The organism is Neisseria sp. HMSC067G12 (assembly GCF_001812725.1).
Taxonomy (GTDB): domain Bacteria; phylum Pseudomonadota; class Gammaproteobacteria; order Burkholderiales; family Neisseriaceae; genus Neisseria; species Neisseria perflava.
Genome location: NZ_KV810199.1, coordinates 105,007 through 123,511 on the forward strand (window position 1 = coordinate 105,007; position 18,505 = coordinate 123,511).

Consider the following 18,505-nt stretch of genomic DNA (forward strand, 5'->3'; position numbering starts at 1 on the left):
ATATTTGCAAAGCCTTTTCTGTGCAGGTTGTCGTCGATGTTAACCACAAGCAAGATGCTTGCGACAACCCTGTAACTTCACATTCCCCGTATCGTTACTTTCCTTTGCTTCAGGTCGTCTGAAATTGTTCAGGCGTGCGCGTTGTTGTCTCTTAGGATAGATATGTCTATTAAATTTGCCGATTTGAACCTTGATAAAAACATTTTGTCTGCCGTACGCAGCGAGGGTTATGAAAGCCCGACCCCGATTCAGGCGCAAGCGATTCCGTTTGCTTTGGACGGTCGCGATATTATGGCTTCGGCACAAACCGGTTCAGGCAAAACCGCAGCCTTCCTGCTGCCGACTTTGCAAAAACTGACCAAGCGCAGCGAAAAACCGGGCAAAGGCCCGCGCGCTTTGGTGTTGACCCCGACCCGCGAACTGGCGGCACAAGTGGAAAAAAACGCGCTGGCGTATGCTAAAAATATGCGTTGGTTCCGTACTGTCAGCATTGTCGGCGGCGCATCTTTCGGCTACCAAACCCGCGCCCTGAGCAAACCGGTTGACCTGATTGTCGCCACTCCGGGCCGTCTGATGGACTTGATGCAAAGCGGCAAGGTTGATTTTGAACGTTTGGAAGTTCTGATTTTGGACGAAGCCGACCGTATGTTGGACATGGGTTTTATCGACGACATCGAAACCATCGTAGAAGCAACGCCGACTGACCGTCAGACTTTGTTGTTCTCTGCCACTTGGGACGGAGCAGTGGGCAAACTGGCGCGCAAACTAACCAAAGACCCTGAAGTCGTCGAAGTCGAGCGCGTGGACGACCAAGGCAAAATCGAAGAGCAGCTGCTGTACTGCGACGATATGCGCCATAAAAACCGCCTGCTCGACCATATCTTGCGCGATGCCAATATCGATCAATGCGTGATTTTCACGTCCACCAAAGCCATGACCGAAGTCATCGCGGATGAATTGTACGAAAAAGGTTTTGCCGCCAACTGCCTGCACGGCGATATGCCGCAAGGCTGGCGTAACCGCACGCTGATGGACTTGCGCAAAGGCCGCTGCAAAATTTTGGTTGCCACCGACGTTGCCGCACGCGGTATCGACGTACCAACCATTACCCACGTTATCAACTACGACTTGCCGAAACAGGCTGAAGACTACGTTCACCGTATCGGCCGTACCGGCCGCGCAGGCCGCACCGGTATTGCGATTACTTTTGCCGAAGTGAACGAATACGTCAAAGTACACAAAATTGAAAAATACATCGGCCGTAAATTGCCTGAGCTGACCATCGAAGGCATGGAGCCGACACGCAAACGCAAATCTGCCGGCGCTAAACCGAAAGGCAAAGGCGGCTGGGGCGATCGTAAATCCGGCGGCTGGCGCGGCGATAAGAAACCGGCTAAAGAAGGTTTCGGCGGTAAAGCTCGCGGCGAAGGCCATAAAAAAGACGGTTTCAAGAAAGATGGCTTTAAGAAAGATGGTTTCAAAAAAGCTGATGGTTTCAAAAAAGGCGGCGAAGGCTTTAAAGGCAAGCGTAAGTCTAACGACAGCTTTGGCGGCAAACACAAAAGAGGTTGATTTTTTCAATCTTAAGGCCGTCTGAAAAAGACATAAGGGCGTGTGAAGACACGCCCTTTTTTATGGTTTCAAGTTTTCGCATATAAAAAAGCGCGGGATTGATCCCACTCTTTTTTCAGACGGCCTTCTTACAAAGCAGCCAATACGGCATCGCCCATTTCGGAGCAGGAAACCAGTTTGGTACCTTCTTCGTAAATGTCGCCGGTACGCAAGCCTTGTTGCAGTACTTTTTGTACGGCGTTTTCAACTTGTTGCGCGCGGGCTTCGTCGTTCAGGCTGTAACGCAGCAGCATGGCAAGAGACAATACGGTCGCCAGCGGATTGGCTTTGTTTTGACCGGCAATGTCGGGAGCTGAGCCGTGAGATGGTTCGTACAGGCCTTTGCCGTTTTCGTCCAAAGAAGCAGAAGGCAGCATACCGATGGAACCGGTCAGCATGGAGGCTTCGTCGGAGAGGATGTCGCCGAAGATGTTGCCGGTGGCAATCACGTCAAATTGTTTGGGCGCGCGTACTAACTGCATGGCGGCGTTGTCGACGTACATATGGGAAAGCTCGACATCAGGGTATTCTTTGCCGATTTCTTCAAAGATTTCGCGCCACAGTTCGGTGGTTTCCAAAACGTTGGCTTTGCCTACGGAGCAGACTTTTTTGCTGCGTTTTTGGGCAGATTGGAAGGCAACGTGGGCGATGCGGCGGATTTCGCTTTCGCTGTATTTCATGGTGTTGTAGCCTTCGCGTTCGCCGTTTTCTAAAACACGGATGCCGCGCGGTTCGCCGAAGTAAATATCGCCGGTCAGTTCGCGTACGATAAGGATGTCGAGGCCGGCTACGATTTCCGGTTTCAGAGTGGAAGCATTGGCCAGCTCTTTATACAAAATGGCAGGGCGCAGGTTGGCAAACAGATTCAAGTCTTTACGGATGGCCAACAAGCCGCGTTCAGGGCGCAGCGGACGGTCGAGATTGTCGTATTGAGGAGAACCGACTGCACCAAGCAGAACCGCATCAGCTTTACGGCAAAGGTTTTGCGTGAATTCTGGATAAGGATGGCCGTATTCGTCATAGGCTTCGCCGCCCAAAGGTGCGTATTCGTAGCTGACATCCAAACCTTGTTCGATAAGTTTGTCGAGTACACGGACGGTTTCTGCAACGATTTCAGGGCCGATGCCGTCGCCGCGCAAGATAGCGATATGTTTGGTCATTTCGGGTTTCCTTATGGGAAGGTTTTAGGTAAAGGGCAGGTCGTCTGTTTTTCAGACGGCCTTAAATCAATTTGCTCTGAAAACGCTGATTGTACCATTATGGTACTGGTAAAGCTGGGTAGAAATCGCGTAGGCAGAGTCTTCAAATGCCTGCAGGGCGATATTCGCCATCGCCTGCAAAGCTTCTTCATCAGATGGGCTGCAAACGAGCAGGGCGTTGCGTGCCGGGACTGCAAAAACAGGGTTGGCCGGCAGCATAGGATCGTCTTTAAGTACTTCGTCCAAAAGCAAAATCAGGGAAGCATCATAGTCGTTGTCCAAATGGATTTGAGCCAATGACCAACCTTCGGCATGATGAATTTGGACACGTCCATTCATCCGTTGGTGCAAATTATTGATAGCGGTACGATACAAGGCGTCCTCATCTTCAATACCGGCCTCTTTCATATGCTCACGATTGAGCGTATGCATGGATTCTTCCGTATCCACCATATAAAGCAACATGATATCGCCGGCAATCGGTTTGTATACCAGGTAATCGGCAGGTTCGGCTTCGTCCGTATTTGTAATCAGTCTGGCGTTTTCCAGATAAATCGTATTTTTAATTGTCGGAAGAATTTGTTGTGCTGAAACACTGGCATCAGTGTCTTGAATCTTATAGATAACCGCTAAATTGGCTGCAACAATCGCCTCCAAGGCCTCGGGATTTTGCAGATAACTTGTGTAATGGTTGCTCAAATATGTACTGAATGATGCTTCATCGTCTTCGGAAAAATGGACAATGATGGGCGAAGAAGCAATATTTTCGCCCCAGTCGATTTTCGCCTCAAGATCCAATTCTTCTTGGATGCGACGGGCAAAGTATTCGACAAATTCCTGCCAAGTCATTAATTTAGGTTTGGAGCGGAACAACCTGCTGAAAAAAGACATATTGTGTCCTGAATGAGGGGATAAGGCCGTCTGAAATATTATAGACGTTCGGTTTCAACACGGATTTTAAAAACGACTTTGCGTATGTTCGCCCTGTCGCCGACCAATGGGGCATGCGCATCATTCGGGAAAAATAGCGCAAATTCGCCGGGCTCCAAGGTTAACCAGGTTTCCGGCTCGCAGTCGAAAAACTCGATATCGCGCTTTTCGTCGTAGCCTAAACCGTTTTTCAGACGGCCTCTGTCTATCCAGCCATACGTTTCGCTGCCATCAATCGGCGTTTGAATATCAATATGTTTTAAGTGCGCTTCAGGCTGAGCTTCGCCTTTAGTCCTCATCGGTTCACTGCCGATAAAAATACGGATATTGGGATTCTCGCATGGCACTTGACCATCCGGCAGCTTGGCAAAATCTAGGGTCTGCAACAGATGGAAAGCCTCGGCAAAGTCGGGATGCAGGGCAGCGTAGCGGGTGGCATTGCTTATGGTGTCGGTAATCATGGTATATTTGTGTAGATTAAAGGCCGTCTGAAACACTTAAATTTTTCAGACGGCCTTTTGTATGTCAACCGTTAAACAGCCAAGGCTGGTTTTGGCGGCGTTTTTCTTCAAAGGCGTGGATTTCGTCAGCGTGTTGCAGGGTCAGGCCGATTTCGTCCAAGCCGTTTAAGAGGCAGTGTTTGCGGTGTTCGGTAATGTCGAATGTGAATGTTTCGCCGCTAGGGGTGGTCAGGGTTTGCTCGGCAAGGTCGATGGAGAGCTGATAGCCTTCGTTGGCTTCAACTTCTTTGAAAAGCTGGTCAACCTGTTCTTCTGTCAAAACGATAGGCAAAAGGCCGTTTTTGTAGCAGTTGTTAAAGAAGATGTCGGCAAAGCTGGGGGCAATGACGGCGCGGAATCCGTAGTCGTCTAATGCCCAAGGGGCGTGTTCGCGTGAAGAGCCGCAACCAAAGTTTTTACGCGTCAACAGGATTTGTGCGCCTTGATAGCGTGGCTGGTTCAGGGAAAAATCCGGATTCAACGGGCGTTTGCTGTTGTCCATGCCTGGTTCGCCGTGGTCGAGGTAGCGCCATTCATCAAAGGCATTGGGGCCGAAGCCGCTGCGTTTGATGGATTTCAAAAATTGTTTGGGGATGATGGCATCGGTATCGACGTTGCTGCGGTCGAGCGGAGCAACGATGGCGGTAATTTTGGTAAAGGCTTTCATGTCAGATTCTTATAGTAATAATGGGAAATTTTATGGCTATTCGGGTTAGCGTGTGCTGTGCAAACCGATTCGGTTGCCTTCTGTGTCTTCGATAAATGCTGCAAAGCCGTTGGCAATGCGGAATTTCTCTTGTAACAGTTTGCCGCCTGCAGCAACGGCTTTTTCTGCTGTTTCGGCACAATCCGGGCAATTGAAGAAAATGGTTGTACCACCGTGGCCGGGCTGGGCGTTGCTGTCATGCCAAATCATGCCGGCCGTACCGTGTTGGGTGTAATCGGCTGGGAAAATGATGAAACGGAATCCGTTGCCGCCAACGTCTTGCAGGGGCTTGCCGAATACGGATTCGTAAAAGGCTTTGGCGCGATCCAAATCATGAGCGTGAATACCAAACCAGCTTGACGGATTACTCATTGTTTCTTCCTTTGCTTGGAATCGTGAAAATGTCTGAAAAATTAATAATGTATCAGGCCGTCTAAAACGGAGTCAGGAGCTTCAGACGGCCTGATTTACCGAATTATTCGGTAGCGGCTTCGATTTTTTCTCCAACATGGCTCATACCGCGACCTACGGCATTACCGCCTTTTTTAACGGCTTCTCCGGTTTTATCGGCTACGCGCTCGGCAGTCTCTTTGGTTTTGTCCCAATTGCGGTTGGTATCGTCTTTTGCGCCGGACCAAGTGCTGGAACAAGCTGACAGGATAAGGGCTGCGGCAGCCAATGCAAACAGTTTTTTCATACTAGATTCCTTTCAAGTTATCAATGATTAAGAAGGTTTTCGGACGTTTTTCGCAATATAATAAGAAAACTTGCTTGAGCAAGGTATTGTTTCAGACGGCCTGATGAATAAAGGCCGTCTGAAAATACTTTAAGCCATAGTGCGGATGTCGGTAAAGTGGCCGGTAACCGCGGCTGCGGCTGCCATGGCAGGGCTGACGAGGTGGGTGCGTCCGCCGTTGCCTTGACGGCCTTCAAAGTTACGGTTGGAAGTGGAGGCGCAACGTTGTCCCGGGGTCAAGCGGTCGGCATTCATGGCGAGGCACATTGAGCAGCCCGGCTCGCGCCATTCAAAACCGGCTTCGATAAATACTTCGTGCAAGCCTTCTTTTTCTGCCTGCTCTTTAACCAAACCGGAGCCAGGGACAATCAATACGCGTTGTACATTGTCCGCTTTTTTGCGGCCTTTGGCGATAGCGGCAGCTTCGCGTAAGTCTTCAATACGGCTGTTGGTGCAAGAACCGATAAAGACGATATCGACAGGGATTTCGTTTAATGGCGTACCGGCTTCCAAGCCCATGTATTCAAGGGCGCGTTCCATGCCGCTGCGTTTGACCGGATCGGCTTCTTCGGCAGGATTAGGCACTTTGCCGCTGATGTCTAAAACCATTTCAGGCGAGGTGCCCCAAGTTACTTGAGGCTCGATGTCTTCGGCTTTGAAGTGGTATTCTTTATCAAATACGGCACCTTCGTCAGACACCAGCGTACGCCAGTACTCGACGGCTTTGTCCCACGCTTCGCCTTTAGGTGCGAAAGGTTTGCCTTTTACATAGTCGATGGTGGTTTGGTCGACGGCAACCATGCCTGAGCGCGCACCGGCTTCGATCGCCATATTGCACAAGGTCATGCGGCCTTCCATAGAAAGGCTGCGGATGGCTTCGCCGCCAAACTCGATGGCGTAGCCCGTACCGCCTGCCGTACCGATTTGGCCGATGATGTAAAGTGCCACGTCTTTGGCAGTAACACCGGGTTTCAGACGGCCTTCAACGGAAATCAGCATAGATTTGGATTTTTTTGCGGTAATGCACTGGGTCGCCATGGTGTGTTCGACTTCGGAAGTGCCGATACCGTGCGCCAATGCGCCGAATGCGCCGTGGGTAGAAGTGTGCGAGTCGCCACAAACGACGGTCATGCCGGGCAGGGTAGCGCCTTGCTCCGGGCCCATAACGTGCACGATGCCTTGGCCTTTATCCATAAACGGGAAGTAGGCGAGTGCGCCAAACTCTTTAATGTTTTTGTCCAAAGTATCGACTTGCAGTTTGGAAATCGGATCTTGGATACCTTTGTCCCAGTCGCCGGTCGGGGTGTTGTGGTCGGCTGTGGAGACCACGCTGTCGATACGCCAGAGTTTGCGGCCGGCCATTTTCAAGCCTTCAAATGCTTGCGGGCTGGTTACTTCGTGAACCAGGTGGCGGTCGATGTAAAGCAGGACAGTGCCGTCTTCTTCTTCGCGGACAACGTGGCTGTTCCAAAGTTTATCGTAAAGGGTTTGTGCGCTCATGATGAGTATTCTTTGCTATTGGTAGGTATGAATGATGGTTTGCGTTTATGGGCGGATTTTAGGCTTTTTATAGGGGCTGCGCAATAGAAATTTGTCCAATTTTTAAAATTTGTCGCAAAGTTTCAAAAACGCTTATCAAAAATTGGACAAATTGTAGAATTGTTAACAAAAAGATGCATCTTATCTGAAAGAATGCTTGTCGAAATGCACTAAAAAGTTCTATCATTCTCACTCAACATCCACACTTACCAAGAGGTATAGAGAATGAAATTACCGGTAATGGCTCCTGAGCATCTGACTCAATTACGGGAATTTGAGAAAAAAGTCCTTGCCAATCATGCCAAAATCGAAGCATGGTTCCGTTCGCATTGGAACGAACACCGTCCGCCGTTTTATGGCTCGGTTGACATCCGTAATGCCGGTTACAAAATTTCATCTATCGATATGAACCTGTTTCCGGGCGGCTTCAATAATTTGAATCCCAACTTTATCCCGCTGGCGGCGGTTGCCGCGCAAGATGCGGTACAGCGCGCCTGTGAAACGGCAAAATCCGTATTGATTATTCCTGAAAACCACACGCGCAACACATTCTATCTGCAAAACGTTTACGCCCTCAGCGAGATTTTGCGTTCGGCAGGATACGAAGTGCGCTTGGGCAGCTTGAATCCTGAAGTGACTGAGCCAACCGAGTTTGAAACCGCATTAGGCAACAAAATTTTGCTTGAACCTTTATTGCGTACCCGTGAGCGTGTACATCTTGCCGACGGTTTCTCGCCTTGCGTTGTTTTGTTGAACAATGACTTGTCTGCGGGTGTTCCTGAAATCCTTAAAGGTATCAACCAAACCGTTTTGCCTCCATTGCACGGCGGCTGGACGACTCGCCGTAAAACCGAACATTTCGGCGCGTACAACCAAGTTGCTGCCGACTTTGCCAAGTTGATTGATATCGACGAATGGCAAATCAATCCTTATTTTGAAAAAATCAGCGGTTTGGATTTCCAAGAGCGTGAAGGCGAGGATGCGTTGGCAGACGCGGTAGAACGCGTATTGGCGAAAATTCAAGCCAAATACGATGAATTGGGCATTACCGACCAGCCTTTCGTTATTGTGAAAGCCGATGCAGGTACTTATGGCATGGGCGTGATGAGCGTTAAATCTGCGGATGAAGTGCGCGGCTTGAACCGTAAAAACCGCAACAAAATGGCGAAAGTCAAAGAGGGTTTAGAAGTTAGCGAAGTCATTGTCCAAGAAGGTATTTATACCTACGAAACCATGAACGGCGCCGTGTGTGAACCTGTCGTTTATATGATGGACCGTTTCGTTATCGGCGGTTTCTTCCGTGTACACGAAGGCCGTGGTGCAGACGAAAACCTCAACGCCGGCGGCATGGTATTCGTCCCGCTGTCCAACAGCATCCCCACCGGCAGCGGCGACAATTCCCAAGAAGCGCCCGAAGCCTGCAAGCGCGTATTTGAACAATGGGACTCGCTCGGCATGCCACGTTCTGAAAAAGACTGCGACGTCGACAATGAACACAACCGCCTCTACGTTTACGGCGTAATGGCGCGCCTGTCCTTGCTTGCTGCCGCATTGGAATTGGAGAAAACCGCGCCTCAAGCCTAATAAAGCATAAAGCGTTGATCGATATTGTCAGGCCGTCTGAAAATTTGTTTTCAGACGGCCTTTTCTGTCTGTACAATTCATTCTAACTAAAAAACATGATTTATTTTTATGAGCAAACCAGCCAATCCAGTTGAGACAACCGACAATCTGCAAGACCAAACCATGCAGCGCAGCAATACCGACAATGCGCCGCGTTCTGCTATCCATCAAACCTTGTATTCCGCCGATACCTTTGTTCAGCATGATTATCTTGCCGGAAAAAATTTGCCCGATATTGCCCATCCGCAAGAAGGTCAAATCAACTGGCTGCATTTTGTCGGTATTAATGATGTCGTCTTGCTCAAACACGCGCTTGAACCTTATGGTATTCATGAGCTAGTTATTGAAGATATTCTCAGCCGCAAGCAGCGTCCGAAAATCGAAGACTACGGCAACTATGTATTTACTGCCGCACAGGTATACCACTATACCTCTACGGGCAAACTCCATTCTGACCAAGTGTATGTGATTATCGGCAAAGATTTTGTGTTGTCTTTCCAACAAAAACCGTTGGGCTTGTTCAGCCATCTCCGTCGGCAGATGCACGAAAATCCGCACAATATTTTGAACAAAAATACGGCGTTTCTTGCTTATTGCCTGCTTGACCGTATTGTGGACGACTATTTCATTGTTTTGGAGTCATACAACAACCGCGTCGAAGTCATAGACAAGTCCCTGTTTAAAAATGAAAACAGCGATATTCTCAGTAAGATTCACCGCCTCAAGCGAGATGCCGTCCGTCTGCGACGCACGCTTTTACCATTGCGCGATGTGTTCTATCAACTGGCCGTGCGCGGCGATTTTGCCATTTTCAAAGGCGAGTCGACCGTCTATCTGCGCGACGTGTACGACCACAATATGCAACTTATCGAATCGCTTGATGCCTCGCGTGATATGGTGTTGAGCATGATGGACATTTACCTTTCCTTCCAATCCAACCGCATGAACCAGCAAATGCGCGTGTTGACGGTTATCACCATCATCTTTATGCCGCTGACCGTCATCACCGGCATCTACGGCATGAACTTCGACAATATGCCCGAGCTGCATTGGCATTACGGCTACTTCATGGTTTTGGGTATGATGCTGTGCATTATTATCGGACTGCTGATTTTCTTCTCACGTAGAAAATGGCTGTAAACAGGAAGGCAATGGGTTGAAATTCAACGATTAAAAACGGTAGAATGATTTTGCACACGTGCAGTCTGAAGTTTTCAGACAATTTTAAAATAAATATCAAAAGGAGAATAAACGATGAAACCGGAACGCCAACTACCTTCCCATGAACTGATTATGTCCGAACTGATGATGCCTTATACGGCAAACTTCAGCGGAAATGTTCACGGCGGCGATCTTCTGCGCCTGCTCGACCAAGTAGCATATTCCTGCGCCTGCCGTTACAGCGGTACCTATTGCGTTACTCTGTCTGTTGATAAAGTATTGTTTAAAGAGCCTATTCATGTCGGTGAGTTGGTAACCTTTTACGCCAGTATCAACTATACCGGCCGTACTTCTATGGAAGTCGGTATCCGTGTGGAGGCGCAAAACATCCACACAGGCGAAGTGCGTCATACCAACAGCTGCTACTTCACCATGGTTGCCGTTGAAGACGGTAAGCCGGTTCCTGTACCACCTTTGGAAATCAATACACAGCGCCAACGCTGCCGTTATGAAAGGGCTAAAAAGCGTAAAGAGTTGAGTTTGCAGGCTGCGAACGAAGATTCTGGCTGCAACTAAATTAAATTTATTAAATAACGAAGGCCGTCTGAAATCCTGTTTCAGACGGCCTTCACGCAAAAGCCATAAACCGCTTGTTTTGTGGTAGAATCAACAAGATTTTTGCCATACGAAATTACAGATAATCATGACCGACGCAACCATCCGCAACGACCATAAATTTGCACTTGAAACCCTGCCTGTCAGCCTTGAAGACGAAATGCGCAAGAGCTACCTCGATTACGCCATGAGCGTGATTGTGGGACGAGCCCTGCCGGATGTCCGCGACGGTCTCAAGCCGGTACACCGCCGCGTGTTGTACGCGATGCACGAGTTGAAAAACAACTGGAATTCCGCCTATAAAAAATCGGCGCGTATCGTCGGCGACGTTATCGGTAAATATCACCCCCACGGTGATATAGCCGTTTACGACACCATCGTCCGCATGGCGCAAGACTTCTCCATGCGTTATGTACTGATTGACGGTCAGGGCAACTTCGGTTCTGTCGACGGATTGGCCGCAGCAGCCATGCGTTATACCGAAATCCGCATGGAAAAAATTTCCCATGAAATGCTGGCGGATATCGAAGAAGAAACCGTCAATTTCGGTCCCAACTATGACGGCAGCGAACATGAGCCGCTGGTATTGCCGACCCGTTTCCCGGCGTTGTTAGTCAATGGTTCGTCCGGTATTGCCGTCGGTATGGCAACCAATATCCCGCCGCACAATTTGGGCGATACCATCAATGCTTGCCTGCGTTTGTTGGATGAGCCTGAAACTGAAATCGACGAGCTGATCAACATTATCCAAGCACCCGATTTCCCAACCGGCGCAACTATTTATGGCTTGAGCGGCGTGCGCGAAGGCTATAAAACCGGCCGCGGCCGTGTAGTGATGCGCGGTAAAACCCATATTGAGCCTATCGGTAAAAACGGCGAGCGCGAAGCCATCGTTATCGATGAAATCCCATATCAAGTAAACAAAGCCAAGCTGGTTGAGAAAATCGGCGAGTTGGTACGCGAAAAAACGTTGGAAGGCGTATCCGACCTGCGCGACGAGTCCGATAAATCCGGTATGCGTGTCGTGATCGAATTGAAACGCAATGAAAATGCCGAAGTCGTTTTGAACCAACTCTACAAACTGACCCAGCTGCAAGACAGCTTCGGTATCAACATGGTGGCCTTGGTTGACGGCCAGCCGCGCTTGCTGAACCTGAAACAAATCCTGTCCGAATTCCTGCGCCACCGTCGCGAAGTCGTTACCCGTCGTACTTTATTCCGCCTGAAAAAAGCGCGTCATGAAGGCCATATTGCCGAAGGTAAAGCAGTTGCCTTGTCTAATATCGACGAAATTATCCGCCTGATTAAGGAATCTGCCAATGCGCCGGAAGCCAAAGAAAAACTGCTGTCCCGCCCATGGCGCAGCAGCTTGGTTGAAGACATGCTCAGCCGTACGGATTTAGACCTGCACATGATGCGCCCTGAAGGCTTGCCAGAGAATTTGGGCCTGCATAGCCAAGGCTATTACCTGAGCGAATTGCAAGCCGATGCCATTTTGCGCATGAGCTTGCGTAACCTGACCGGTCTCGATCAGGAAGAAATTGTCGGCGAATATAAAAACCTGATGAGCAAAATCATTGATTTCGTGGATATTCTTTCCAAACCTGAGCGCGTTACCCAAATCATCCGCGAAGAATTGGCAGACATCAAAGCCAACTTTGGCGATGAGCGTCGCAGCGAAATCAATCCGTTTGGCGGCGATATCGCCGATGAAGACCTGATTCCGCAACGTGAAATGGTCGTTACCCTGACTCATGGCGGCTACATCAAAACCCAGCCGACTACCGATTATCAGGCGCAGCGTCGCGGCGGCCGCGGCAAACAGGCAGCGGCAACCAAAGACGAAGACTTTATCGAAACCCTGTTTGTTGCCAATACGCATGATTATTTGATGTGCTTTACCAATTTGGGCAAGTGCCATTGGATTAAAGTGTACAAACTGCCGGAAGGCGGCCGCAACAGCCGTGGTCGTCCGATTAACAACGTTATCCAATTGGAAGAGGGCGAAAAAGTCAGCGCGATTTTGGCCGTCCGCGAGTTCCCGGAAGACCAATACGTTTTCTTCGCCACTGCACAAGGCATGGTGAAAAAAGTCCAGTTGTCTGCGTTTAAAAACGTCCGCAGCCAAGGCATTAAAGCCATCGCGCTTAAAGAAGGCGATTACTTGGTCGGCGCAGCGCAAACCGGCGGTGCGGATGACATTATGTTGTTCTCCAACTTGGGCAAAGCCATCCGCTTTAACGAATATTGGGAAAAATCCGGTAACGATGAAGCAGAAGATGCAGATATCGAAACCGAAAACGAAGATTCAGACGGCCTGGATGATGAAAATGCCGAAAATGCATTGCCAAGCGGCAAACATGGTGTCCGTCCGTCCGGTCGCGGCAGCGGCGGTTTGCGCGGTATGCGCCTGCCGGCCGATGGCAAGATTGTCAGCCTGATTACCTTCGCCCCTGAAGCCGAGCAAAGCGATTTGCAAGTATTGACCGCTACCGCCAACGGCTATGGCAAACGCACCCCGATTGCCGATTACAGCCGTAAAAACAAAGGCGGCCAAGGCAATATCGCCATCAATACCGGCGAGCGCAACGGCGATTTGGTTGCCGCAACTTTGGTCCGCGAAACCGACGACCTGATGCTGATTACCAGCGGCGGCGTCCTGATTCGTACCAAAGTTGAGCAAATCCGCGAGACCGGCCGTGCTGCCGCAGGTGTCCGCCTGATTAATCTGGATGAAGGCGAAACTTTGGTCAGCTTGGAACGCGTGGCCGAAGAGGCTGAAGATGAAGCCGCTTTGGAAAGCGATGCAGCTGAAAACCAAGTGGTAGAAGCTGAAAATACTCCGTCTCAAGAATCCTAAACGTCAATGAAAAAGGCCGTCTGAAAAATTTTCAGACGGCCTGCTTATTCCAAAAGAAAATCCCGTGAGCGCAACCGAACCGTTCGATTTACCTCTTTTTCTGAAAAATCTGCCTAATCTGCCGGGCGTGTACCGCTTTTTTGACGAAGACAATAATGTTTTGTATGTCGGCAAAGCGGTCAATCTCAAGCGGCGCGTTTCCAGCTATTTCCAAAAAAATGACCATTCGCCGCGCATCGCATTGATGGTAAAACAGGTTCACCATATCGAAACCACCATCACGCGTTCCGAAGCCGAAGCGCTGATTCTCGAAAACAACTTCATCAAAGCCTTGTCACCGAAATACAATATTCTTTTCCGCGATGACAAAAGTTATCCTTATTTGATGCTCAGCGGCCATCAATATCCGCAAATGGCGTATTACCGCGGCACGCTGAAGAAGCCAAATCAATATTTCGGCCCGTATCCCAACAGCAATGCCGTGCGCGACAGCATTCAAGTATTGCAAAAAGTCTTTATGCTGCGTACCTGCGAAGACAGTGTATTCGAGCATCGCGACCGTCCTTGCCTGCTTTACCAAATCAAACGCTGCACAGCGCCTTGTGTCGGTCACATCAGCGAAGAAGATTATCGCGACAGCGTGCGTGAAGCAGCAACTTTCCTCAATGGCAAAACCGACGAACTGACGCGCACCTTGCAACACAAAATGCAAACCGCCGCCGCCAATCTGCAATTTGAAGAAGCCGCCCGTTACCGCGATCAAATTCAAGCACTCGGCATTATGCAGAGTAATCAGTTTATCGACAGCAAAAATCCGAACAATCCCAACGATATCGATTTGCTTGCGCTGGCGGTTTCAGACGGCTTGGTTTGCGTACACTGGGTCAGCATCCGCGGCGGACGGCATGTCGGCGATAAAAGCTTTTTCCCCGACACCAAAAACGATCCCGAGCCAAACGGACAAGATTATGCCGAAGCCTTCGTTGCCCAACATTATTTGGGCAAAAGCAAACCCGACATCATCATCAGCAACTTTCCCGTTCCCGATGCGCTGAAAGAGGCCTTGGAAGGCGAACACGGCAAGCAGATGCAATTTGTCACCAAAACCATAGGCGAACGCAAAGTCTGGTTGAAAATGGCGGAACAAAATGCACAAATGGCGATTGCCCAACGCCGCCTGCAACAAAGCAGCCAGCAACACCGTATTGATGAATTGGCCAAAATCCTCGGCATGGATTCAGACGGCCTCAACCGCCTTGAATGTTTCGATATCAGCCACACGCAAGGCGAGGCCACTATTGCGTCCTGCGTTGTGTACGATGAGCAAAACATCCAGCCTTCGCAATACCGCCGCTACAACATCACAACCGCCAAGCCCGGCGACGACTACGCCGCCATGCGCGAAGTGTTGACGCGCCGTTACGGCAAAATGCAGGAAGCCGAAGCCAACAGCGAAAGCGTCAAATGGCCGGATGTTGTGTTGATTGACGGCGGCAAAGGGCAAATCGGCGTAGCCGTATCGGTATGGGAAGAACTCGGGCTGCACATTCCTTTAGTCGGTATCGCCAAAGGCCCCGAGCGCAAAGCCGGTATGGAAGAACTCATACTGCCTTTTACCGGCGAAGTCTTCCGCCTGCCGCCCAATAGCCCGGCCTTGCATTTATTGCAAACCGTACGTGACGAATCACACCGCTTTGCGATTACAGGCCACCGCAAAAAACGCGACAAAGCACGCGTTACTTCCTCACTCAGCGAAATCCCCGGTATCGGCAGCAAACGCCGCCAAGCATTGCTCACTCGATTCGGCGGTCTGCGCGGCGTGATTGCAGCCAGCCGCGAGGACTTGGAAAAAGTTGAAGGCATCAGCAAAGCATTGGCGGAAACCATTTACGAGCATCTGCACTGAGCGATGAGATAAAAAGGATATCTAAAAAATTTTTAGACGACCTTTTACCTTATTGTATTAACCATTCCCTCAACGTTAAAGATTCTGGTTATTTCAGATAATACGTTGCTTTAATTTTTGAAAAGGATATAATCCCATTTGCATTCTATCTGCTATTGTAATGAATGCAGTCAAACTATCTATTTAATTGTAGGAGAACGTTTATGAAAAAATATTTGGTATTGTTGTTTGCAACACTAATGGTACCATCGCTTTCATTTGCTGACGGAAGTGATGCTGCTAAAATCAATTTAGTTAAAAAACTTTATAAGACTGATAAGCATGGCTATGAAAATGGGGAACCCTATTCTAAATATGCTTCGCCAGAGTTTAAAAATATCATAAAACAGGCTTACCGCATTATTGATGGTATCGAAAGAAGAACTGGCGATACTTGCGATATGGCAGAGCACTACGATCAAGGTTTTGGTAATGGAGATAGTAAAATCAGTAAGCTGAAAATTACCCCTTTATCTGGTAATCTTGTTCAAGTTACCTTTTCTGATGGCTCACTGAAAAACAACTTAAAATACGACATTAGTTGTGCCAGCAATCATTGTGTCATCAATGACATCATTAATGATGGAAGAAGTATTCGGAAGCAATACCAAAAAATTATTTCTAGTAAAAGTTGTGATTAAGTTATTTTAGTTAAGGTTGTCTGAAAATATTTTCAGACAACCTTTTAAAATCTTATTCTATATAGTATTGTGATTTTCATCTCTTAAGAAAATATCAGATTTAAACTAAAATAAATATGAAATTTAAAATATTTAATAAAAAACTTTATAAGGGTATTATTATGAAAAAACTATTTTTTATATTTTTTATATTAACGGCAACACAACTTGCTCAAGCAGAACAGAATAATTGCAACTCGCTTAATAAAATAGCAGAAGCTAAGGGGGCAATTTATGCTCCAGTTCTTGGTAAAACTGTTATCAAACCAGGTAGGCTATATTTTCATTCTGCCCCACATTCTTCTTGTAAATTAAAAGAAACCTTTATTATTAAAGGGGATAATGTTGTTGTTTATCAACATTATAAAAATTACGACTATGCAATGTTTATTAATAACAGAACTGGTATTACTACACAGGGCTGGATTTTGGAGAATGCTCTAAAAACTACCGGTACGATGGGAGGGCGTTTATAATTCAACACAAACTAAAAATTTTTGACAAACTATTTTTCCTCAAGCTAATACTGCTTAAAGTATTAAATAAGATAAAGGAACAATATGAAACCTGTCATCATCAAAAATATCGAGATCGGCAAAGGCCTGCCTAAAATTGCCGTGCCGCTGGTGGCCGCCAATACGCAGGAATTGGAGCAGGCTTTGCGCGTATTGAAAGAGACGGCTTTTGACATTATTGAATTTCGTGCGGATTTTTTTCAAGAAGCGCTTGATGCCGATTTTATTGCCGGGCAATTAGGCATTGTCCGACGGGCTTTTCCTGACAAGCCTTTACTGTTTACGTTTAGAAGGGCGCAAGAGGGCGGCAACACGCCTTGTTCGGACGACTATTATTTTGAATTATTGGAAAGAATCATCTGTTCCAAACAAGCCGATATTATCGACATCGAGCTTTTTGCCGGGGAAAGCGGCGTAAAACAAACTATCGCATTGGCGCATGAGTATCAAACTGCCGCCTTACTTTGTAATCACGATTTCCAAGCCACGCCGTCTTTGGCAGAGATTACAGGCTGTCTGAAAACAATGGCCGAGTGGGGCGCGGATATCTGCAAAATTGCCGTTATGCCGCAATCGCCGCAAGATGTATTGACCTTATTACAGGCAACATATGATGTTTCACAAAGTATAAACTGCCCGATTATTACTATGTCTATGAATAAAATCGGTGCAATCAGTCGTCTGGCCGGCTCGGTTTTCGGCTCGGCCGTAACCTTTGGTGCAGCAGGAAAAACGTCGGCCCCCGGTCAAATTGATGCCAATGAATTGAGGAAAATCTTGACCATTTTAGGATAATTTAGTTATTAACATTCAAGTCCATTTGAAAAATATTTTTCTGATGGACTGATTTTTTATCATTTTTTTCTTTCAATTCTAAATAAAATAGGTAACAATAGGCTTCCTATTTTAATAACTAGAGGAGAAATAAAATGACTACTACTAAAGAAAACCTGGCGAACCCAGGTCCAGTAGGCCTGTGTGGCTTTGCATTGACAACTTGGTTGCTCAGTCTGATTAACGGCGGCTTTTTTACTGCTCAAGAGGGTGTCGGCTTAGTTTTGGGCATGGCTCTCGCCTTTGGTGGTATCGCCCAAGTTATTGCCGGTATGTTTGAGTTCAAGAAAGGCAATACGTTTGGCTTTACCGCTTTTATCAGCTATGGTGCATTCTGGTGGACATGGGCTTTGTTTACCATCTTTTTTAAAGGTGAAACAGCTCCGGCATTTATCGGCTGGTATCTCTGCGCATGGGGTATGTTTTCGCTGATGATGTTTGTGGCCACCTTGACCAAACCTAAAGTATTGAGCGGTATTTTCTTTTGCTTGACGTTGACGTTCTTTGCTTTGGGTATTGGCGATGGCATGGAAAATCATAGCATCGTCCATATCGGCGGTTGCTTAGGCTTGGTAACTGCACTTGGTGCGTTCTACTTGGCAGCGGCAGAAGTCATCAACGAATCTTTCGGCAAGACGGTTTTGCCGGTTGGCGAACGTAAGTAAGCTTGACCATACAAAATGCCGTCTGAACGGTGGAAATGAAATCAAAGATTTCGGCCACAATGTTCAGACGGCATTTTTTATTTATCTTCAAATAAATCGACATCAAATAAGTCCGGCTCTTTGATGCGCTCCCGACAATCGAGCTTGATGTCTTCAGTAACCCGACAGCAACACGGCAAAATTTCTCCGGGCGCGACAAAAGCGAGCGGAAAATTATCATAAGAGACTTTTCCATCCAAGATTTTGACCCGGCATGAACCGCAATAACCGCTGCGACATTGGTATTCAACCTCGTGACCGGTGCGCTCCAAGCCCTCCAATAAGGTTTCGCCTTGTTGGAGTTGGAAGGTTTTGTCGTGTGTGCTGATGAGTGCCATATGATTTGT

Annotated in this window: 18 protein-coding genes; 10 read left to right on the forward strand and 8 right to left on the reverse strand. The window is 48.0% G+C overall.

What is annotated here, in order from left to right; translation table 11 throughout:
• The first annotated feature begins 162 nt into the window (after positions 1-162).
• Positions 163-1,572, forward strand: coding sequence for a DEAD/DEAH box helicase (locus HMPREF2871_RS04710; RefSeq protein ID WP_049335229.1), 1,410 nt, complete (start codon positions 163-165; stop codon positions 1,570-1,572).
• Positions 1,573-1,700: 128 nt separating this feature from the next.
• Here HMPREF2871_RS04710 and leuB read toward each other — a convergent pair whose 3' ends face one another.
• The 7 genes from leuB to leuC all read right to left on the reverse strand — a co-directional run bounded on the left by leuB (position 1,701) and on the right by leuC (position 7,182).
• On the reverse strand, positions 1,701-2,771 hold the full coding sequence (leuB, locus tag HMPREF2871_RS04715; RefSeq protein WP_004520344.1) for a 3-isopropylmalate dehydrogenase: 1,071 nt from the start codon (positions 2,769-2,771) through the stop codon (positions 1,701-1,703).
• A 66-nt stretch (positions 2,772-2,837) separates the two neighbouring features.
• Complete coding sequence (locus tag HMPREF2871_RS04720) at positions 2,838-3,701, reverse strand: DUF1444 family protein (RefSeq protein ID WP_049343588.1); 864 nt, start codon at positions 3,699-3,701, stop codon at positions 2,838-2,840.
• A gap of 38 nt (positions 3,702-3,739) precedes the next feature.
• Complete coding sequence (locus HMPREF2871_RS04725) at positions 3,740-4,201, reverse strand: NanQ anomerase/TabA/YiaL family protein (protein WP_049343586.1); 462 nt, start codon at positions 4,199-4,201, stop codon at positions 3,740-3,742.
• Between the two features lie 64 nt (positions 4,202-4,265).
• Positions 4,266-4,907, reverse strand: coding sequence for a 3-isopropylmalate dehydratase small subunit (leuD, locus tag HMPREF2871_RS04730; RefSeq protein ID WP_049343584.1), 642 nt, complete (start codon positions 4,905-4,907; stop codon positions 4,266-4,268).
• Positions 4,908-4,952: 45 nt separating this feature from the next.
• Positions 4,953-5,318, reverse strand: coding sequence for a VOC family protein (locus HMPREF2871_RS04735; RefSeq protein WP_049331002.1), 366 nt, complete (start codon positions 5,316-5,318; stop codon positions 4,953-4,955).
• A gap of 103 nt (positions 5,319-5,421) precedes the next feature.
• Positions 5,422-5,643 (reverse strand): hypothetical protein, encoded by a 222-nt coding sequence (locus HMPREF2871_RS04740; RefSeq protein ID WP_004520349.1) that lies wholly within the window; start codon positions 5,641-5,643, stop codon positions 5,422-5,424.
• A gap of 129 nt (positions 5,644-5,772) precedes the next feature.
• Positions 5,773-7,182 carry a 3-isopropylmalate dehydratase large subunit gene (gene leuC, locus HMPREF2871_RS04745; RefSeq protein ID WP_049343582.1) on the reverse strand — a complete coding sequence of 470 codons (1,410 nt, stop codon included), beginning with the start codon at positions 7,180-7,182 and terminating at the stop codon, positions 5,773-5,775.
• Positions 7,183-7,446: 264 nt separating this feature from the next.
• Between leuC and gshA the strand changes: the two genes are divergently transcribed.
• The 9 genes from gshA (at position 7,447) to HMPREF2871_RS04790 (ending at position 18,119) form a co-directional block, all read left to right on the forward strand.
• The gene (gene gshA / locus HMPREF2871_RS04750) at positions 7,447-8,805 is read left to right on the forward strand and encodes a glutamate--cysteine ligase (protein WP_004520351.1); all 1,359 of its coding nucleotides are present in this window, start codon (positions 7,447-7,449) and stop codon (positions 8,803-8,805) included.
• A gap of 108 nt (positions 8,806-8,913) precedes the next feature.
• Positions 8,914-9,984: a magnesium/cobalt transporter CorA gene (corA, locus tag HMPREF2871_RS04755; protein WP_004520352.1), complete on the forward strand. Its 1,071-nt coding sequence runs from the start codon at positions 8,914-8,916 to the stop codon at positions 9,982-9,984.
• Positions 9,985-10,098: 114 nt separating this feature from the next.
• A complete protein-coding gene (locus HMPREF2871_RS04760; RefSeq protein WP_003686444.1) occupies positions 10,099-10,581 on the forward strand; it encodes an acyl-CoA thioesterase in 483 nt (160 codons plus the stop codon).
• A gap of 127 nt (positions 10,582-10,708) precedes the next feature.
• On the forward strand, positions 10,709-13,480 hold the full coding sequence (gene gyrA / locus HMPREF2871_RS04765; protein WP_070629589.1) for a DNA gyrase subunit A: 2,772 nt from the start codon (positions 10,709-10,711) through the stop codon (positions 13,478-13,480).
• Positions 13,481-13,544: 64 nt separating this feature from the next.
• The gene (gene uvrC, locus HMPREF2871_RS04770; RefSeq protein WP_070629591.1) at positions 13,545-15,386 is read left to right on the forward strand and encodes an excinuclease ABC subunit UvrC; all 1,842 of its coding nucleotides are present in this window, start codon (positions 13,545-13,547) and stop codon (positions 15,384-15,386) included.
• Between the two features lie 203 nt (positions 15,387-15,589).
• The gene (locus tag HMPREF2871_RS04775) at positions 15,590-16,066 is read left to right on the forward strand and encodes a hypothetical protein (protein WP_070629594.1); all 477 of its coding nucleotides are present in this window, start codon (positions 15,590-15,592) and stop codon (positions 16,064-16,066) included.
• Between the two features lie 116 nt (positions 16,067-16,182).
• Positions 16,183-16,581, forward strand: coding sequence for a hypothetical protein (locus tag HMPREF2871_RS04780; protein ID WP_083309265.1), 399 nt, complete (start codon positions 16,183-16,185; stop codon positions 16,579-16,581).
• An 84-nt stretch (positions 16,582-16,665) separates the two neighbouring features.
• On the forward strand, positions 16,666-17,415 hold the full coding sequence (aroD, locus tag HMPREF2871_RS04785; protein ID WP_070629595.1) for a type I 3-dehydroquinate dehydratase: 750 nt from the start codon (positions 16,666-16,668) through the stop codon (positions 17,413-17,415).
• 134 nt (positions 17,416-17,549) lie between these two features.
• Positions 17,550-18,119, forward strand: a complete 570-nt coding sequence (locus HMPREF2871_RS04790; protein WP_004520357.1) for an acetate uptake transporter — start codon at positions 17,550-17,552, stop codon at positions 18,117-18,119.
• Positions 18,120-18,196: 77 nt separating this feature from the next.
• On the opposite strand, the gene yfaE is transcribed toward HMPREF2871_RS04790, so the two are convergent.
• Positions 18,197-18,496: a class I ribonucleotide reductase maintenance protein YfaE gene (yfaE, locus tag HMPREF2871_RS04795; protein WP_003686421.1), complete on the reverse strand. Its 300-nt coding sequence runs from the start codon at positions 18,494-18,496 to the stop codon at positions 18,197-18,199.
• Positions 18,497-18,505 lie beyond the last annotated feature (9 nt).

Coding starts and splice junctions, on each gene's coding strand:
- corA (WP_004520352.1), top strand. CDS start 8,914: ATGAGCAAACCAGCCAATCCAGTTGAGACAACCGACAATCTGCAAGAC.
- leuC (WP_049343582.1), bottom strand. CDS start 7,182: ATGAGCGCACAAACCCTTTACGATAAACTTTGGAACAGCCACGTTGTC.
- leuB (WP_004520344.1), bottom strand. CDS start 2,771: ATGACCAAACATATCGCTATCTTGCGCGGCGACGGCATCGGCCCTGAA.
- gyrA (WP_070629589.1), top strand. CDS start 10,709: ATGACCGACGCAACCATCCGCAACGACCATAAATTTGCACTTGAAACC.
- leuD (WP_049343584.1), bottom strand. CDS start 4,907: ATGAAAGCCTTTACCAAAATTACCGCCATCGTTGCTCCGCTCGACCGC.
- HMPREF2871_RS04720 (WP_049343588.1), bottom strand. CDS start 3,701: ATGTCTTTTTTCAGCAGGTTGTTCCGCTCCAAACCTAAATTAATGACT.
- HMPREF2871_RS04710 (WP_049335229.1), top strand. CDS start 163: ATGTCTATTAAATTTGCCGATTTGAACCTTGATAAAAACATTTTGTCT.
- HMPREF2871_RS04740 (WP_004520349.1), bottom strand. CDS start 5,643: ATGAAAAAACTGTTTGCATTGGCTGCCGCAGCCCTTATCCTGTCAGCT.
- HMPREF2871_RS04735 (WP_049331002.1), bottom strand. CDS start 5,318: ATGAGTAATCCGTCAAGCTGGTTTGGTATTCACGCTCATGATTTGGAT.
- HMPREF2871_RS04790 (WP_004520357.1), top strand. CDS start 17,550: ATGACTACTACTAAAGAAAACCTGGCGAACCCAGGTCCAGTAGGCCTG.
- HMPREF2871_RS04780 (WP_083309265.1), top strand. CDS start 16,183: ATGAAATTTAAAATATTTAATAAAAAACTTTATAAGGGTATTATTATG.
- HMPREF2871_RS04760 (WP_003686444.1), top strand. CDS start 10,099: ATGAAACCGGAACGCCAACTACCTTCCCATGAACTGATTATGTCCGAA.
- HMPREF2871_RS04775 (WP_070629594.1), top strand. CDS start 15,590: ATGAAAAAATATTTGGTATTGTTGTTTGCAACACTAATGGTACCATCG.
- aroD (WP_070629595.1), top strand. CDS start 16,666: ATGAAACCTGTCATCATCAAAAATATCGAGATCGGCAAAGGCCTGCCT.
- HMPREF2871_RS04725 (WP_049343586.1), bottom strand. CDS start 4,201: ATGATTACCGACACCATAAGCAATGCCACCCGCTACGCTGCCCTGCAT.
- yfaE (WP_003686421.1), bottom strand. CDS start 18,496: ATGGCACTCATCAGCACACACGACAAAACCTTCCAACTCCAACAAGGC.
- gshA (WP_004520351.1), top strand. CDS start 7,447: ATGAAATTACCGGTAATGGCTCCTGAGCATCTGACTCAATTACGGGAA.